This is a genomic window from Thioalkalivibrio sp. ALE10, from assembly GCF_000381385.1.
GTDB lineage: Bacteria > Pseudomonadota > Gammaproteobacteria > Ectothiorhodospirales > Ectothiorhodospiraceae > Thioalkalivibrio.
Map to the genome: position 1 here is coordinate 1 of NZ_KB906455.1, position 15,862 is coordinate 15,862.

Annotated in this window: 18 protein-coding genes, 1 other RNA gene and 2 riboswitches; of the genes, 10 read left to right on the forward strand and 9 right to left on the reverse strand. The window is 68.5% G+C overall.

Translation table 11 applies throughout. The annotated features are described in order from the left end of the window. The first annotated feature begins 857 nt into the window (after nt 1-857). Together F788_RS0110200 and F788_RS0110205 are read left to right on the forward strand one after the other, a co-directional pair. Nucleotides 858-2,057, forward strand: coding sequence for a porin (locus tag F788_RS0110200; protein WP_019590090.1), 1,200 nt, complete (start codon nt 858-860; stop codon nt 2,055-2,057). Nucleotides 2,058-2,275: 218 nt separating this feature from the next. After that, nucleotides 2,276-2,548 carry a cupin domain-containing protein gene (locus F788_RS0110205; protein WP_019590091.1) on the forward strand — a complete coding sequence of 91 codons (273 nt, stop codon included), beginning with the start codon at nt 2,276-2,278 and terminating at the stop codon, nt 2,546-2,548. 463 nt (nt 2,549-3,011) lie between these two features. Here F788_RS0110205 and F788_RS0110210 read toward each other — a convergent pair whose 3' ends face one another. The 9 genes from F788_RS0110210 to zapB form a co-directional block, all read right to left on the reverse strand. After that, nucleotides 3,012-3,572, reverse strand: coding sequence for a Uma2 family endonuclease (locus tag F788_RS0110210; protein ID WP_019590092.1), 561 nt, complete (start codon nt 3,570-3,572; stop codon nt 3,012-3,014). A 299-nt stretch (nt 3,573-3,871) separates the two neighbouring features. Then, the gene (locus F788_RS0110215; protein ID WP_019590093.1) at nt 3,872-4,393 is read right to left on the reverse strand and encodes a DUF3368 domain-containing protein; all 522 of its coding nucleotides are present in this window, start codon (nt 4,391-4,393) and stop codon (nt 3,872-3,874) included. Then, entirely contained in the window at nt 4,375-4,719 is a 345-nt protein-coding gene (locus tag F788_RS0110220) for a UPF0175 family protein (protein ID WP_018871279.1), read from the reverse strand. The genes F788_RS0110215 and F788_RS0110220 overlap by 19 nt, the downstream gene beginning before the upstream one ends. Nucleotides 4,720-4,872: 153 nt before the next feature. Then, nucleotides 4,873-5,550, reverse strand: a complete 678-nt coding sequence (locus tag F788_RS0110225; RefSeq protein WP_019590094.1) for a glutathione S-transferase N-terminal domain-containing protein — start codon at nt 5,548-5,550, stop codon at nt 4,873-4,875. After that, complete coding sequence (locus F788_RS0110230; protein WP_019590095.1) at nt 5,550-6,044, reverse strand: EVE domain-containing protein; 495 nt, start codon at nt 6,042-6,044, stop codon at nt 5,550-5,552. Before F788_RS0110230 ends, F788_RS0110225 begins: the two co-directional genes overlap by 1 nt. Before the next feature lie 18 nt (nt 6,045-6,062). After that, nucleotides 6,063-6,731 carry a 5-formyltetrahydrofolate cyclo-ligase gene (locus F788_RS0110235; RefSeq protein ID WP_019592916.1) on the reverse strand — a complete coding sequence of 223 codons (669 nt, stop codon included), beginning with the start codon at nt 6,729-6,731 and terminating at the stop codon, nt 6,063-6,065. Between the two features lie 39 nt (nt 6,732-6,770). Beyond that, a non-coding RNA gene (gene ssrS / locus F788_RS13750) (6S RNA) lies at nt 6,771-6,956 on the reverse strand. Between the two features lie 76 nt (nt 6,957-7,032). Continuing rightward, the gene (locus F788_RS0110240; protein ID WP_018871275.1) at nt 7,033-7,392 is read right to left on the reverse strand and encodes a cell division protein ZapA; all 360 of its coding nucleotides are present in this window, start codon (nt 7,390-7,392) and stop codon (nt 7,033-7,035) included. Next, nucleotides 7,389-7,625: a cell division protein ZapB gene (gene zapB, locus F788_RS0110245; protein WP_018871274.1), complete on the reverse strand. Its 237-nt coding sequence runs from the start codon at nt 7,623-7,625 to the stop codon at nt 7,389-7,391. Before zapB ends, F788_RS0110240 begins: the two co-directional genes overlap by 4 nt. A gap of 139 nt (nt 7,626-7,764) precedes the next feature. Between zapB and F788_RS0110250 the strand changes: the two genes are divergently transcribed. From F788_RS0110250 to gcvPA, 8 genes are all read left to right on the forward strand, one after another. After that, a complete protein-coding gene (locus F788_RS0110250; protein WP_019021130.1) occupies nt 7,765-8,052 on the forward strand; it encodes a hypothetical protein in 288 nt (95 codons plus the stop codon). Continuing rightward, nucleotides 8,052-8,603 (forward strand): UPF0149 family protein, encoded by a 552-nt coding sequence (locus F788_RS0110255; RefSeq protein WP_018871272.1) that lies wholly within the window; start codon nt 8,052-8,054, stop codon nt 8,601-8,603. The genes F788_RS0110250 and F788_RS0110255 overlap by 1 nt, the downstream gene beginning before the upstream one ends. Continuing rightward, nucleotides 8,600-9,940, forward strand: coding sequence for a Xaa-Pro aminopeptidase (pepP, locus tag F788_RS0110260; protein ID WP_019590097.1), 1,341 nt, complete (start codon nt 8,600-8,602; stop codon nt 9,938-9,940). Before F788_RS0110255 ends, pepP begins: the two co-directional genes overlap by 4 nt. A 21-nt stretch (nt 9,941-9,961) precedes the next feature. Next, complete coding sequence (locus tag F788_RS0110265; protein ID WP_019590098.1) at nt 9,962-11,239, forward strand: FAD-dependent monooxygenase; 1,278 nt, start codon at nt 9,962-9,964, stop codon at nt 11,237-11,239. Further along, a complete protein-coding gene (locus F788_RS0110270; protein ID WP_019590099.1) occupies nt 11,236-12,432 on the forward strand; it encodes an FAD-dependent oxidoreductase in 1,197 nt (398 codons plus the stop codon). Before F788_RS0110265 ends, F788_RS0110270 begins: the two co-directional genes overlap by 4 nt. 100 nt (nt 12,433-12,532) lie before the next feature. Continuing rightward, a riboswitch (glycine riboswitch) is annotated at nt 12,533-12,642 on the forward strand. Further along, nucleotides 12,643-12,755: riboswitch (glycine riboswitch) on the forward strand. Between the two features lie 85 nt (nt 12,756-12,840). Further along, nucleotides 12,841-13,944 carry a glycine cleavage system aminomethyltransferase GcvT gene (gene gcvT, locus F788_RS0110275; protein ID WP_019590100.1) on the forward strand — a complete coding sequence of 368 codons (1,104 nt, stop codon included), beginning with the start codon at nt 12,841-12,843 and terminating at the stop codon, nt 13,942-13,944. Nucleotides 13,945-14,016: 72 nt separating this feature from the next. Continuing rightward, the gene (gene gcvH, locus F788_RS0110280) at nt 14,017-14,409 is read left to right on the forward strand and encodes a glycine cleavage system protein GcvH (protein ID WP_018871267.1); all 393 of its coding nucleotides are present in this window, start codon (nt 14,017-14,019) and stop codon (nt 14,407-14,409) included. Between the two features lie 85 nt (nt 14,410-14,494). Beyond that, nucleotides 14,495-15,853 (forward strand): aminomethyl-transferring glycine dehydrogenase subunit GcvPA, encoded by a 1,359-nt coding sequence (gcvPA, locus tag F788_RS0110285; protein WP_026332763.1) that lies wholly within the window; start codon nt 14,495-14,497, stop codon nt 15,851-15,853. Nucleotides 15,854-15,862 lie beyond the last annotated feature (9 nt).

Sequence of the window (15,862 nt, forward strand, 5' to 3'; positions counted from 1 at the left end):
CGCTCCACGACCGCACTCGGCCACCGCCACCGCGATCGTCTCCTTGTGCACGTCCAGCCCGATGTAGGCGCCGTACACATCGGCGGCCTGCTCCACCGCCTGCCTCACGCCGGTCAGACCCGACGCCGGCCCTGCATCCTTCATCCCTTCCGCGCTAAACTGGTTCATGACCTGCCCCCTCGATATTGGCTCTGTGTTGAAGGTGGTTGTCCCAACCCCGAGAACATAACCCACGCTCTCGAGGTCGGGCAGGTCAATCCATCATGTCTACAGTGTGACCTTCTGATCCAGCCCCTTCGCCCCTGCCTTGTCTCGCGGCCCGGTGCTCGTTACGAACGCCGGGCCGCTTGCTGATCGGCCCCTGCCGAACCGGGCGCCTTCCCGGTCGCGGTCGCTTGCCATCCGTCGCGGCCGTCTTCTCGAATGCACCGGCCCCTCCGTCCCCGGACGTGCCGAGTGTCGTATCGTGGCAACACTGCCTTGCTGAACGCCGCCATCGGGCGGATTGTTGCAAATTCGCAACGTTCAACGGTCCGCATCCCGACGCGGAAATCCGGCGCAGCCGCAGCGGCCCCGGCCATGTGGAGGGGCGAGAAGACGATCGGTGTCCCGGCGTATTCGGAAGTTCTTAATATTCCTGTTTTCAGTGGTTTGCAGGCGTCGCCCCGCTTTCGCGGCCCCTGTCTCGGGAGATCGCGTGAAGACCGAAGCGTATAAGCGTGATCGAATACGGGTTTTTTTCCGCCACAAGGGTTGAAATACGACACCGTGGCGTATATAAAACACAGGACATCGCGGGGCCGACGGGCTCCGGGGTGCAACAGACAGCAAGAACTCACCTCCTGGGAGAAAGCATCATGCAGAAGAAGATTCTCGCAATGGCCGTCGCCGGCGCCTTCGCCGCCGCTCCGGCCCTCGCCTCCGCCGACGACGCCGTGACCCTGTACGGTCAGGTCAAGTACGAAGTGGGTGCCATCGACGGCGCCTCCGGAACCTGGGTTTTCGATGGCCAGGACACCGGCATTGATCTGGGTAGCGGCAACCGCGACCTGACCCACTCCACCGCAGGCAGCCGCTTCGGGGTCCGCGGTTCCGAAGATCTGGGCGGTGGCATCACCGGTATCTTCCGTATCCAGGGCAACTTCGGTGGTCCGGGCGGCATCTTCGCTGCGGGCAACCTGCAGACCAACGAAGAGACCTGGGTCGGCGTTGACGGCAACTTCGGTCAGGTGCGCCTGGGCCGCTCCGACACCGCCATGAAGAACGCGATGAAGCCGTTCCGTGCCTTCACGGATACGCTCGCTGACCGCGCCACCCGTCCGGGTACGGTGGGCCAAGCAGGTATTGTAGCGGCAGCGGATCTGGGAGTAGATCTCGCTGATGCAGAATTCCTCGAGTTCTCGATTGATGGTCGCCCCTCTGCGGTGAACAGCTGGTCGCGTGCCGACGGCATCCACTACCAGAGCCCGGACTTTGCCGGTTTCACCTTCGGCGCCACCCTGGAGCCGGTGGGTGAGAAGACCGATAGTTACTACTCGGTGAACGCGATCTACGAGATGGGCCCGATGATCTTCTCCGGCGCCTATGAGGGTCAGTCGAGCACCAGTGACGGTTACGGAGCCCTGGATGGTCGGCAGGTCAGCGAAGATACGGACGTCTGGCACGCGGGCTTCAGCTTCGACTTCGGTCAGGGCGACGTCGGCATCAAGTACCATCAGTGGGACTACGACGCCGATAAGCTGGAGCAGGTGCTGGTGCCGGCCAACTTCCGCGTGACCGATAACATCAACCTGCGTGCGGCGGTGCAGTACAACACCTGGGATAACGCGGAGACGCTGGACGGGGAGTCCTCCTGGACCAACGTGGCCGTGGGCGCGCAGTACCACTTCAGCAACCGCACCGAGGCCTTCATCAACGTCTGGCGTGATGGCGTGATGGGCGTGACCAACAACAATGCCGGTGGTGTTTCTGGCACTGAAGAAGAAGGGCTTGATGGCAACCTTGGGCTCTCGGACGACGGCACCCACATCGGTGTGGGCCTGCGTCACAGCTTCTAAGCGCGATTGCGCATGAAGTGATAACAACGGGCGTAAGCCCGTTTTGCGGGGCCCTCCGGGGCCCCGTTTTTTATGGGGGCCGCGCATTCGCTGTGCGGCCCTTTTTCGTGGGTGCATGCGGTTGGGTGGCGCGTCCGGCGGGGCTACGATGGCCGTCATCCGCGTTGCAGCATTCATCCCGACCGATCAGAACGATCGAAACGATCCGAGGAGGCCACATGAAGATCGAAGTGGAACATCGGCCGGAGCGCGACCGGCTGGAGGCACTGGGCGTGTTCGACTGGCCGGTGTGGGAAAAAGAGGCGTCCCGCTTCCCGTGGCATTACGACGAGACGGAGACCTGTTACATCCTCGAGGGGCAGGTGACGGTGACGCCGGAGGATGGCGAGCCGGTCACGGTCGGCGAGGGCGATCTGGTGACCTTCCCGGCAGGCATGGGCTGCACCTGGGAGATCCACCGGGACATCCGCAAGCACTACCGCTTCGGGTAGTCGGCTATCGCTTCGGGTAGTCGGCACGTAGGAGGCCAGCCCCCTGGCCGATCCGGGACGCTGTGGGGGTGTGAAAAAGAGAAAAGACCGAACAACATCCCTGTTGATCGGCCCTTTCGGTTGGAACTTCCCTGTTCCTGATTGGGGATATTATCGGCGCCCCCGGGCTGAAACAATATCGATTATGTGTTTTTGTGATGAAAACCACAAAAAATGGATTGGAATCAGTCTAAATCTTCGGCAGAATCAGAGAGATTGGGTCGAAAAGTGCCGAATAAACAGGTCTTTATGAAGGTTCGTCGGGCCTCTGGTGGGAGTTGTGGGAGTTGTGGGAGTACGGGGTGGGCGGGGAAGAACGCCGGGGTGAGGGAAGCCGATTGTTCGCGTGCGAGCACGCTCCCACCAGGCCCCGGGCCCACCAGGCCCCGGGGCCTCCGGGTCGAGTGAAGTGCGGGTGGGGGCGTCAGTCGGCCCAGAGTCCGCCGAGGGGGATGGTGACGGCATCGAAGGGGGCGACGGACACGGGGTCGTCGTTTTCGAACGCATTGAGCAGGAGCCAGTGGCCTTCGTGGTTGGCATAGGCCTCCAGGGTGCGGAGCACGGGGTCGACGAGCCAGACGTGGCCGACACCGTGGGCAGCGTACACGGGCAGTTTTTCCACCCGGTCGACCCGGGCAGTGGATTCGGAGAGGACTTCGCAGACCCAGTCGGGGGCCAGCTCGAACCAGGCGGTCTCGGGCAGGCCGGGCATCCGTTCGCGGCGCCAGCCGGCCAGGTCGGGGACCAGCACATGGCTGCCCAGGTGCACTTCGGGTTCGTCGAGGATCCACCAGCCGCCAGGGCCGCCATGCCCCTTGTCGTATGGTCCTCCGAGCTCTACGCCCAGCAGGGAGCTGGCGCGGGCATGACGCGGGGCTGGTCGGGGGGTGGTGACAAGCTGCCCATGAATGAGCTCCGCCACCAGGTGGTCCTCGACCTGGAGGAGGTCTTCGTAGGTTGCGTCTCGGGTAGCCGGGTCCGCCATGGGTGTCTGCCTCCTGTTTCCGGGTGACGCCGCGCTTGTTGTTCCATCGTACGGGTTGCGATGCGGGGCGGGAAGACAGGGGTCTTCGCGTGCGAGCACGCTCCCACAGGGGTGGGGTGTCAAGGAGTGGGCGGTCACCGGTGCTGTGGGAGCGGCCCTGGCCGCGAAGAGGGCGGGGCGGGGTGGTTCAACGGGCGAGCCACTGGGCGTCGAGCCGGGTGGCTCAGTCGTTCGGCCAGGCGCGCGCCGCGGTCCCACCGGCGACACAGCGCGCCTCGATGTCCGCGGGGGTGGACCAGTCAGCGACCAGCGCCCCTGCCCTGTTCGCCTTCGCTTTCGCCGACGCGGTCAAGCACCGTGCGTATGACGTCGGCCGCGATGCGGAACTCCGACTGGTGAAGCCGTTCGAAAACCGCGCGTGCGGACGGGATCAGACCCTGGCGGCGCGCCATCCCGATCACGGCGGCGGTCCCCGCCACACGAATACCGGCCTCAAGGGCAAGGGCGCGGCCCATCCGTTCATCCATGAGCACCAGGGCGGATTCATCGTGGCCGAGGGCCATCCGGATACAGGCTGCTTCGCCTTCATCCAGTTCGGGTAACGGTGTCGACGAGCGCGGCCCTTCCCGGAGGCACAGCCAGCCGGCGTCCAGCGCGGCGGCGATGGCGGATTCCCCGGGCCTTCCCTGGCCGGGCAGCACCTCGCGGGCGACTTCCTCCGGAATCCCGACCGTCCCGAACAGACGGGGCAACCATTCCAGCCCATCGACGAACGAAAGCCCGATCAAAGGGCTGGCGTCGCTCAGGACGAGGCGAGCCATTCGTCGAGGGTATCCATGTCGTGGTCCGCTTCCGTGCCATTCAGGTCCACAACGGGAATCCCGAGCCGGGAAAGATGGCGCGCGAAGTCGGCCGTGGCGAACTCGGCGAGACGCGCCGCACGCGCCAGGGAGAGGTGCCCGTCACGGAACAGGGCGGTGGCCAGGGCCACCTTCACACCCGGCGCGTCGAGTTCCCCCGCATCGTTCAATCCCAGGATGAGGGCATCGGGACGGTCCCGGTTCATGACCACCACCGGCGTTTCGTGGGACTTGCGCAGGGCGCCGGTGGGATTGTTCTTGAGGCCGCTAACGTTCACGACTTCCATGGGAATCCTCCATGGGAATGGTAGCCAGGATCAATACTAGTCCTGTCCATGCTTCCCGGCAATCCGCTCAGCTTCTCGCTGTGGTAGCCCTCGATGGCGAGGTTGCGCACCCGGGAGCTGGCGCGGAAATGACGCGGCGCTGGTCGGGGTGGTTCAGCGGGCGAGCCACTGGGCGTCGAGCCGGGTGGCGAAAGTCTCCTCGACCCGGCGCAGGTAGTACATCATGTCCACCGGCAGGTTGATGCCGTCGTGCATCTGCAGGGGGTAGAGGTCGGCGGCGATCACGCAGTCGGCGATGGACGGGTGGCCGAGATAGAAACCATTGGCGGCCAGGTGGCGGGCCAGTTCCGGCAGGCGGCTCAGCCGGGCCAGCTGCTGGTAGCCGTCGTAGCGGTCGTTGGCGAGTTCCTCCACGCTCATGCCGAAGCGGTGTTCCACGTTCGCCTTGAAGTCGGCGAGGGCATCGGCGTCCTGGCCGATGCCGTGGTAGCCGGGGGCGAGCGGGGCGTACAGGCGTTCGAGCACGACGTCCACGCGGGCGCGCCAGTCGAGCAGGGCCTGCCAGGCGTCTTCGGCGATGACGCCCGCGGACAGCTTCTCGCCCGCGGGGAACAGCTCGTCGATCGCGCGCAGGGCCGCCGTGGTGTCGGTGTGCAGGGCGCCGTCGTCGGTGGCGAGCACCGGGGACTGGCGCGCGATGCCCAGCTCGAAGAAGGTCTCGTCGTCGAACCAGTCCACCGCGCGGGTCTCGAGTGCCGCGCCCTTGTAGCCACAGGCCAGGCGGATGCGGTCGGCCTTCGGGTCGTGGGCGAAGTGGTAGAGGGTCGCCATCAGGCGGAGCCCCGGTTTGTTCCGCCCTGAGCCTGCCCGCGCCTGGCGTGGGCGAGGATGAAGTCCCACTGGTCCTCGGTCAGCGGCATCACCGACAGGCGGTTGCCGCGGCGCACCAGCGGGCAGTCGGCCAGCTCCGGCTGCTGCTTGAGCCAGTCGAGGGTGAGGATGTCGTCGAATTTCTCCTCGAAGGCGACGTCCACCCGCAGCCAGCGCGGGTTGTCGGGGTCGCTCTTCGGGTCGTAGTGCTTGTCCTCGGGATCGAAGGCGCAGGAATCCGGGTAGGCCTCTTTCTCGATGCGCATGATGCCGACGATGCCCGGCGGTTTGGCGTTGGAGTGGTAGAAGAAGGCGAGATCGCCCTTCTTCATCTCGTCGCGCATCATGTTGCGCACCTGGTAGTTGCGGATCCCGTCCCAGGGTTCCACGCCCACGCGTTCGAGGTCGTCGATGCCGAACTCGTCGGGTTCGGATTTCATCAGCCAGTAGCCCATGTCGTCGCGTTCCTTGAATCAGTCGTTGTCGGTTGTCCGCAGGGTAGCGGTGGCCTGTCCGTGCCGGGGGAATACATGCCAGCCGGTCTCGGTGACCACGGCATCCAGCGGCACGTCCCAGGGCTGCACCGGCAGGGCCTCGACCTGCTGCAGGCCATGGGCCACGCCGATCAGGCGCGGGCGGTGGATGCCGAAGCGCCGCCGGGCGAAGTAGCGGTCGTAGTAGCCGGCGCCCATGCCCATGCGGTTGCCGTGGCGGTCGAAGGCGACCAGCGGCATCAGCACCACCTGCATCTCGCGGCGCCAGACGCGCGGCGCGCCGGGGCAGGGCTCGGCGATGCCGAAGCCGTTGTGGCACAGGCGGTCTTCGGGGTGCCATTCGTGGAAATGCATGCGGCCGTCGCGGCGGGTGTCCATCACCGGCAGGGCGATGCGGGTGCCGCGCCTGGCCAGGGCGCAGGTCAGCGCGGTCAGGTCGACCTCGCCGCGCAGGCCGCGGTAGGCGCCGATGCAGTGCGGTTGCCAGCGTTCCAGCCATTTCAGCAGGTGACCGCTGATCGCGCGGTTGTGCGAGTCCAGGCGGGTGTCGGACAGCGCGGCACGCCGACGGCGCAGTTCGCGCCGGAGCCGGCGGGCGTCCTCGCGGGCGAGGGCGTCGATATCGGGGGCGTGCGCGGTGGTGGACATGGCCGTGAGGGTCATGGGGATGGGCAGGAAAAAAGAGGACGCGCCCCGCGGGCGCCGTCGTGGCCTTCGACCTTGAACCAGCGGTTCAGGTGGGAGAAGTCTCCGAATCTTTAGGCTTTCCGCTCGGGGGCGGACCTGCACAGCGAAACGGAAGAACTCGGTCCCTGGGTGTTGCATTAAGGCTCAAGGGTACCACCCGGCCACGTTCGAACGCCGCAGCGACGCGTCCGGGATCATTATGGACCAGATGCCCGGGGCGTGCTCAACCCGGCCCCGCGGAAGGGGAATCCGGTGGCGGGAATCAGGGCTCCGAGCGGGTGGTGCCGGTCTCGGCCTGACTGCCGGTGCCGGCGTCCGTGCCACGGTCCAGGTTCTGTTCGATGCGTTCGGCCAGCGCGTGCAGGCGTTCGGGGGCGTCGGCCCCGCCCTTTTTCATCCGTTCCAGCTCTTCCTGGCACTCGAGCTTTTCGTGGGCGAGGTTGAGCGCGACCATCACCGCGATGCGCTCGGCCCCGACCACGCGCCCGCCGTCACGCAGTTCGCGCATGCGCTCGTCGATCAGGGACGCGGAGGCGAACAGGTCGGCGCGCTCCTCGGGCGGGCAGGCGACGTGGTACTCCTTGCCCATGATGGTGATGCGGACCGGCTCGGACTGGCTCATTCGGACTGCTCCATCGCCCGCAGGCGGGCGATCATGGTCTCGACCCGGTGGCGGGCCTGCTCGTTGCGTTCGCGGTAGGTCGCACGTTCGGTACGCAGCTGGCGCACCTGTTCGTGCAGCGCCCGGTTTTCCTCGCGCAGTTCGGCGTTGTCGTCCAGCAGGCGCAGGATCGCGGCCTCGAGACGGTCGAGGGCATCGGGCGCGTGGCTGCCGGAAGAAGCGCTGTCGGACATGGCGGGGCGGGCCTCGGGCTCGAAAAACGGGAGCGAAGTCCCTGAATCCCGGAGTCTAGGAGGGGGTCGGCGGAACCGTCAACCGAAACACCGGCGGGTTGTGTTGCGACCCGCGCAGGGGGTGGCCAGAATATGACCCATGACACAGCCTCCCGAACCCGCACCCGACGCCACGATCATCGAAGGCACGGCCCACAACGGCAAGCCGTGCCGGGTGGTGGACAACACCGGCACGATCCCGCGCGGCGAGCTGGAACAGCTGCTGGAGGACCTGATCCGTGACAAGCGCTTCGGCCTGACGGCGCTGTCCGCGACCGGTTCCAGCGAGATCCGCCTGGGTGAGCCGCAGTTCACCCATCTGCAGCTGGGCGATGATCTTTACCGCTTTCTGCTGTTTCCTTACGAAGCCCGTCTGGAGGCCTTCTGATGGCGCAGTCCTGGGAAGAACGTCTGGCCCACGGCCTGCGCACCATGGGGTTCGCGCAGACCCCGGCCTCGGCCCATGGCCTGATCACCGGCTGCCTGGTGGCGGACCCCGAGGCCGGCAATGACCTCCTGATCAAGTCGCTGGGCGAGGCGCTGCCGCTGACCGAGAACCCCGCCGAGGCATTCGACCGGCTGGTGGACGAGCTGCGCCGGCATCTGCTGGCGCAGCTGTACGACATCGAGCTCGGTTTTGCCCCGCTGGTGCCGGAGGATGCGGAGATCGAGACCCGCGCCCAGGCGCTGTCGGAATGGGCCGACGGTTTCATCAGCGGGCTGGGGCAGACGCCGCGGCTGGGCGGGCTCAAGCCGTCGGCAGAGTCGGCGGAGATCCTGCGGGATCTGGCCGAGATCGCGCGCATGGATCCCGAGCCGGAGGACAGCGAGGCCTCGGAGAAGGACTTCGAGGAGCTGTCCGAATACGTGCGCGTGGGCGTGCTGCTGATCGCCGACGAGCTGGCCCCCGAGAACCCGACCCGGATCCCGATGCAATGAGCCGCGCGCCGCAGATCCCCGCCGGTGAACTGGCCCGTCGCCGCCAGCGCCTGATGCGCGCGGCCGGGCGCGATGCCCTGATCGTGATCCCGGGCGCGGTGGAGACCACTCGCAACCGCGACGTCGAGTACCCGTTCCGGCAGAACTCCGATTTCCTCTATCTGACTGATTTCGAGGAACCGGACGCAATCGCGGTGCTGGCCCCGGGACGCGAGGCCGGCGAATACATCCTGTTCTGCCGCGACCGCGACCCGAAGATGGAGACCTGGACCGGGCGCCGCGCGGGGCCCGACGGGGCGATGGAGCACTTCGGGGCTGACTGCGCCTTCCCGGTGGACGACATCGACGAGATCCTGCCCGGACTGATGGAGAACCGCCGCGAGCTGTGCGCGCCGTTCGGCCGCGACGAAGGCTTCGACCGGCGGCTGTTCGGCTGGCTGCAGCAGGTGCGCCGGCGCGCGGCGCGCAGCGGGGTGCGGGTGCCGCACGAGTTCGCCGCGCTGGAACACCACCTGCACGAGCAGCGCCTGTTCAAGAAGGCCCCGGAGCTGAAGATGATGCGCCACGCCGCGGCGATCTCGGTGGGGGCGCACAAGCGCGCGATGCAGGCCTGCCGCCCGGGCATGACCGAATACCAGGTGGCCGCCGAGATCACCCACGAGTTCCATCGCCACGGCACCGAGGCGGCGTATCCATCCATCGTCGGCGGCGGCGAGAACGGCTGCATCCTGCACTACATCGAGAACCGCGACGTGCTGCGCGACGGCGATCTGTTGCTGATCGACGCCGGTTGCGAGCACCGCGGCTATGCCTCGGACATCACCCGCACCTTCCCGGTGGGCGGGCGCTTCGGCGGGCGCCAGCGCGAGGTCTACGAGATCGTGCTGGACGCGCAGCGCGCGGCCATCGACGCGGTGCGGCCCGGGCATCACTGGAACGATCCGCACGACGTCGCGGTGCGCGAGCTGACCCGCGGGCTGCGGGATCTGGGCGTGCTCGAGGGCGAGCTGGATGCGCTGATCGAGGACGAGGCGTATCGCCCGTTCTTCATGCACCGCACCGGCCACTGGCTGGGGCTGGATGTGCACGATGTGGGCGAGTACCGCGTGGGCGAGGCCTGGCGGCAGCTGGAGCCGGGGATGGTGATGACCGTCGAGCCCGGGCTGTATTTCGGCCCGTACTGCGAGGCCCCGGAGGACCTGCGCGGGATCGGCGTGCGCATCGAGGACGACGTGGCCGTGACCCGCGACGGGCACGAGGTGCTGACCGAGGCCTGCCCGAAGACCGTGGAGGCCATCGAGGCCTGCATGGCCGACGGCGCGCCCGGGCGTCGCTGAAACCGGGGCAGAGGGACGCGCATGGAGGCCACCGTGAATCGCGGAACACAAACGCAAACCGAAACCGACGTCGCCGTGGTCGGCGGCGGGCCGGTGGGCGGGCTGACGGCCTGCACCCTGGCGCGCGCCGGCTACACGGTAAGGTTGTTCGAACGCGGCCCGGCGCCGGATCCGGCCGCCCCGCGCGAGGACACCCGTGGCTATGCCCTCGCGGCCGGCTCGGCCACCCTGCTGGACGATCTCGGCTACTGGGCGGAGCTGGCGACCACCGCCGCGCCCATCCGGCGCATCGTCGTCAGCCGCCGCGGGGGGCTGGGCCGGGTGCGCATGGATGCCGCGCAGATGGGCCGCGAGGCCCTGGGGCAGGTGGTGCCGGCCGCGGCGCTGGATCCCCTGCTGGCGCGGGCCCGGGATGGGGCGGGCGTGGTCAGTCATCACGCCACCACCCTGGCGGGCGCGGAGACGGCCGAGGACGGCGCGCGCCGCCTGCACCTGGAGGGGCCCGACGGGGCGTGGTCCTGTCGCGCGCGGCTGCTGATCGCCGCCGACGGCGTCGGCTCGCCGACCCGCGAGGCGCTGGGCATCCCGGTGCAGCGCCATCGCTACGATGCCGATGCCCTGGTGTTCGACGTGCGGCCCTCGCGTGCGCATGACGGCGAGGCCTTCGAGCGCTTTACCGACGAGGGGCCGCTGGCGCTGCTGCCGCAGGCCGACGGGCGCATGAACGTGGTCTGGGTAGCCCCGCCGGAGGTCTGCGACGCCCGCCTGGAACTGGACGAGCCGGCCCGCATGGCGGCGCTGCAGGAACGTTTCGGCTGGGCGCTGGGGCGGCTGCACCCGGCGGGGGACGTGCTGCGCTTCCCGCTGCAGCGGATGCATGCGCCGCAACCGTTCGCCGAACGCGCGCTGCTGCTGGGCAACGCTGCCCACTCGGTGCATCCGGTGGCGGGGCAGGGGCTGAACCTGGCGCTGCGCGACGTGGCCGATCTGCTGGGCGTGCTGCGCGAGGGTGCGCAGCCCGACGGACGCCCTGCGTTCGTGGCCGATCCCGGTGGCCGGCATGTGCTGGAGGCCTGGGCGCGCCGGCGCGAGGGCGACATCCGCCGCATCGTCGGGGTGACCGATTTCCTCGCCCGCGGGATGCGCCATGTTGACGGGCTGCTGGGCCATGCCCTGGGGCTGGGCATGATGACGGTCGACCGGGTGCCGCCGCTGCGCGATGCCTTCGCGCACGGGGCCATGGGGCTGCGGCCGGTGCCGCGGCATACCCTGTCGCGGCTGCCGGAGACGCGGGCATGACGCGCGCCGGCGAGCCGCTGGACGTGCTGGTGGTGGGCGGTGGCGCCACCGGCCTGGCCACCGCCCTGGGCTGCGCCCGCGCCGGCATGCGGGTGGCGGTGCTGGAGCGCGGACCGGCGCCGGCGTTCGATCCGGCGACCGCGCCGGTGACCCGGGTGGTCACGCTCAACGCCGCGGCCATGGGTCTGCTGGATCGCCTGGGTGTGCAGGAGGCCCTGGCGGCGAACCGCGCCCATGCCTTCTCCGGCATGCAGGTGTGGGACGCGCACGGCCCCGCGCATATTCGCTTCGACGCGGATGATCTGGGCGTGCCCGAACTCGGCTGGACGGTGGAGAACGCGGCGCTGGAGGCGGTGCTGTGGCAGGCCCTGCGCGAGCGCGGCGTGGCGCTGTGGTCGGAGACCGCGTGGCGCAGTGTGGACCTGCGGCCCGATCGGGTGGATGTCTATGCCGAGGGGCATGCGCCGCTGGCCTCGGCGCGCCTGGTGGTGGCGGCCGACGGGGCGCGTTCGGCCCTGCGCGAACGCGCGGGGATCGCCGTGACTGAGCGCCCGTACCACGCGCGCGGGGTGGTGGCCACGGTAGAGACCGCGCAGGGGCATGGCGACACCGCCTGGCAGCGCTTCGACGACGAGCGCATCCTGGCCTTCCTGCCGCTGGGTGACGGGCGCTGTTCCATCGTCTGGTCGCTGCCGGAGCCCGAGGCCGATGACGTGATGGCGATGGATGATGCGACCTTCATCCGCGAGCTGTCGAACGCGATCGATGGCGGTCCCGGCCCGGTGACCGGCACCTCGCCGCGCGCCAGCTTCCCGCTGGTGGCGCGCCATGCGCGCGACTATTTCGCCGGGCGGGTGGTGCTGGCCGGGGACGCGGCGCACACCATCCATCCGCTGGCGGGGCAGGGGCTCAATCTGGGACTGGCCGATGTCGACGCGCTGCTGCGCCAGCTTGCCGGCCCCAACCGGCGCGACCCCGGCGATCCGCGCGGGCTGCGCGCCTACACCCGTGCGCGGCGCCCGGAGAACGCGATGATGCAGCGCGCGATGGACGGCTTTCGCCTGCTGTTCGGTGCCCGCCGCGCCGGTCTGCCGGAACTGCGCGGGGCCGGGGTGCGGCTGGTGGACGGGCTGGTCCCGGTCAAGCGCCAGCTCGCGCTGCGCGCGTTCGGGCTGGACGGCATCCGTCGCTGATCCATGTGCGGGATTTCATGTACCCGGCCCGAACCGGGGCATTGGGTTCCGGCGGCGGATCGCCTATAATCGGACTCACGTCAGCGGAGCCGAATCTCCGCACATCGTCCTGGAAGAGTTCTGCCGCGCTGCGCCTCGGGCGCGCGCCGCAGACGCCGAAGGCGCAACATCCGCCCGGAATCGCTCAGGCTTCAGGACCGGGATGATGAAACGACGAACTCTGGAGAGCGGCCGGCAGACGGCCCACCGAAGGGGGCGATCGCCCGGGTCCATAAGGACCGCGGGGCGCGCAAACTCTCAGGTTTCAGGACAGAGGGGCGGCTGGCAGTTAATCCTGTCGGCCGCCCTTTTTTTATGCGCGGATGACCGCGACGCCATCGACGCCGGAACAACTGCAGGACGAAAAGCATGACGCTGAAGAAAACCCCGCTCCATGCCGCCCACGAACGTGCCGGCGCCAAGCTGGTCGATTTCGCCGGCTGGGAGATGCCGCTGCATTACGGCTCGCAGATGGAAGAGCACAAGAAGGTGCGCGCCGGTGCCGGCATGTTCGATGTTTCGCACATGCGCGTGGTCGACATCCACGGCCCGCAGGCGCAGGCCTTCCTGCGCTATCTGCTGGCCAACGACGTGGCCAAACTGAAGACCGAAGGCCGCGCGCTGTACAGCTGCATGCTGAACGAGCGCGGCGGCGTGATCGACGACCTGATCATCTACTGGCTGGGCGGGGACACCTATCGCGCGGTGGTCAACGCGGGCACCGCCGAGGGCGACATCGCCCACATGCAGTCCGTGGCGCAGGACTTTGACGTCCGCGTGGAGCCGCGCCCGGAATTCGCCCTGATCGCGGTGCAGGGCCCCGAGGCGGTGGCGAAGACGCTGCCGCTGCTGCCGGAAGACCTGCGCGGCGCGGGCGAGCTCAAGCCGTTCTCCGCGCTGTGGAACGACCAGTGGTTCGTCGCGCGCACCGGCTACACCGGCGAAGACGGCTTCGAGGTGATGCTGCCGGCCGCGGAGGCCGAGGGCTTCTGGCAGGCGCTGCTGGATGCCGGGGTCGACCCCATCGGGCTGGGCGCGCGCGACACCCTGCGCCTGGAGGCGGGGATGAATCTCTACGGCACCGACATGGACACCGAGACCAGCCCGCTGACCGCCAACCTCGGCTGGACCGTGGCGCTGAAGGACGCCGAGCGTGATTTCATCGGTCGTGCGGCCATCGAACGCGAGAAGGCCGCGGGCGTGCAGCAGCGCCTGGTGGGCGTGGTGCTGGAAGGCCGCGGCGTGCTGCGCGGCGGGACGCGTATCGTGACCGACGCCGGCGACGGCGAGGTGACCTCGGGCAGCTTCGCGCCCAGCCTGGGCGTGTCCGTCGGCTTCGCCCGGGTCCCGGCCGCCGCGGCCGATGCCGAGCGCCTGGAGGCGGAGATCCGCGGGAAGCGCCTGCCGGTGCGGGTCGTGCGCCCGGTGTTCGTGCGCAACGGCGAGCCGCAGATCGAACTGCCTTCCGCCTGACGCGGACCGTACAATTGCAGTGCGCAGTGGCTACACTGCGTACCCGGGTTTCAACGCTATAAGGATGAAGTCATGAGCGAAGCACCGAAGGACCTGAAATACACCAAGAGCCATGAATGGGTTCGTACCGAAGACGACGGCACCGTGACCATCGGCATCACCGATCACGCGCAGGAGCTGCTGGGTGATCTGGTGTTCGTCGAGGCCCCCGAGGCCGGCAGCAGCCTGGAGGCCGGCGCGGCCTGTGCCACGGTCGAGTCGGTCAAGGCCGCCTCCGACATCTACGCCCCGATCACGGGCGAGGTGACCGAGACCAACGCGGAGCTGGAAGACAGCCCCGAGAAGGTCAACGAGTCGCCCTTCGAGGATGGCTGGCTGTTCCGCATGAAGCCGGCGGATGCCGGCGAGCTGGACGGCCTGATGGACGCGGACGCCTACGCCGCGCACGTCGAAGCCGAATCCTGAAGCCACCGGTGGCGGCCGTACCCCGGTGTCCGACGGGCACCGGGGCGCCGCCGAAGAACTTCGCGTCAGCGAAAGCGAGAAAGTCATGCCGTTTATCCCGCATACCGAAGAAGACATCCGTTCGATGCTCGAGTCCATCGGCGCCGATTCCGTGGAGGATCTGTTCGACGAGATCCCGGCCGGGCTGCGCGCGCCACCGCTGGAGGGCATCCCCGAGGGTCTCAACGAAATGTGGATCTCCCGCCTGATGCAGGAGCGGGCCGCCCGCGACGGCATGCCCTCGAATTTCATTGGCGCCGGGGCGTACGAGCACCACATCCCGGCGGCCGTGTGGCAGATCGCCACCCGCGGCGAGTACTACAGCGCCTACACGCCCTACCAGGCCGAGGCGTCGCAGGGCACGCTGCAGCTGATCTACGAGTACCAGACCATGATGGCCCGTCTGACCGGCATGGAGGCCTCCAACGCCTCGCTGTATGACGGTGCCTCCGCGCTGGCCGAGGCCGTGCTGATGGCGGTGCGTGTGAACCGCCGCTCGAAGAGCAAGCGGGTGCTGGTCCCGGGGGCGCTGAATCCGGTGTACCGCCGCGTGATCGATACGCTGATCGGCAATCAGGGCATCGAGCTGATCGAGGTCCCGTTCGACGAGACCACCGGCCAGACCCCGGTGGAGGCGCTGGCCGCGCACGCCGACGACGACATCACCGCGATGATCATCAGCCAGCCGAACTTCTTCGGCATCCTCGAGGACGTGGACGGCCTGACCGGCTGGGCCGAGGAGCGCGAAGTCCCGGTGATCGGCGTGGTCAATCCGGTCTCGCTGGCGCTGCTGAAGCCCCCGGGCGAGTGGGGCGGCAACGGCGTCGACATCGTGGTGGGCGAGGGCCAGCCGCTGGGCGCGCCGTTGTCCTCCGGCGGGCCGTATTTCGGTTTCATGACCACGCGCAAGAAGCATATCCGGCAGATGCCGGGGCGCATCGTCGGTCGTGCCGAGGATGCCGACGGCAAGCCGGGCTTCGTGCTGACGCTGCAGGCCCGCGAGCAGCACATCCGCCGCTCCAAGGCCACCTCCAACATCTGCACCAACCAGGGGCTGGTCGTGACGGCCGCGACCATCCACATGTCCATGCTGGGTGACGAGGGCCTGACCCGCGTGGCCGAGGCCTGCTACGCCAACACCCATGCCCTGGTGGAAAAGCTCGCCGCCAAGGGCATCAAGCCGCGCTTCACCGGCGAATATTTCCACGAGGTGGCGCTGGACTTCGGTGGCAATGCCGCCACGCAGCTGCAGTCGATGGCCGACGCCGGCGTGCTCGCCGGGCACGACCTCGGCCGGGACTATCCGGCGCTGGACGGCTGCGTGCTGGCCTGCGTGACCGAGACCAAGAACGAGAACGATCTGGAGCAGTACGTGACTGCCTGCGAGCAGGCCCGCGCGGCCTGAGCGGGGAGT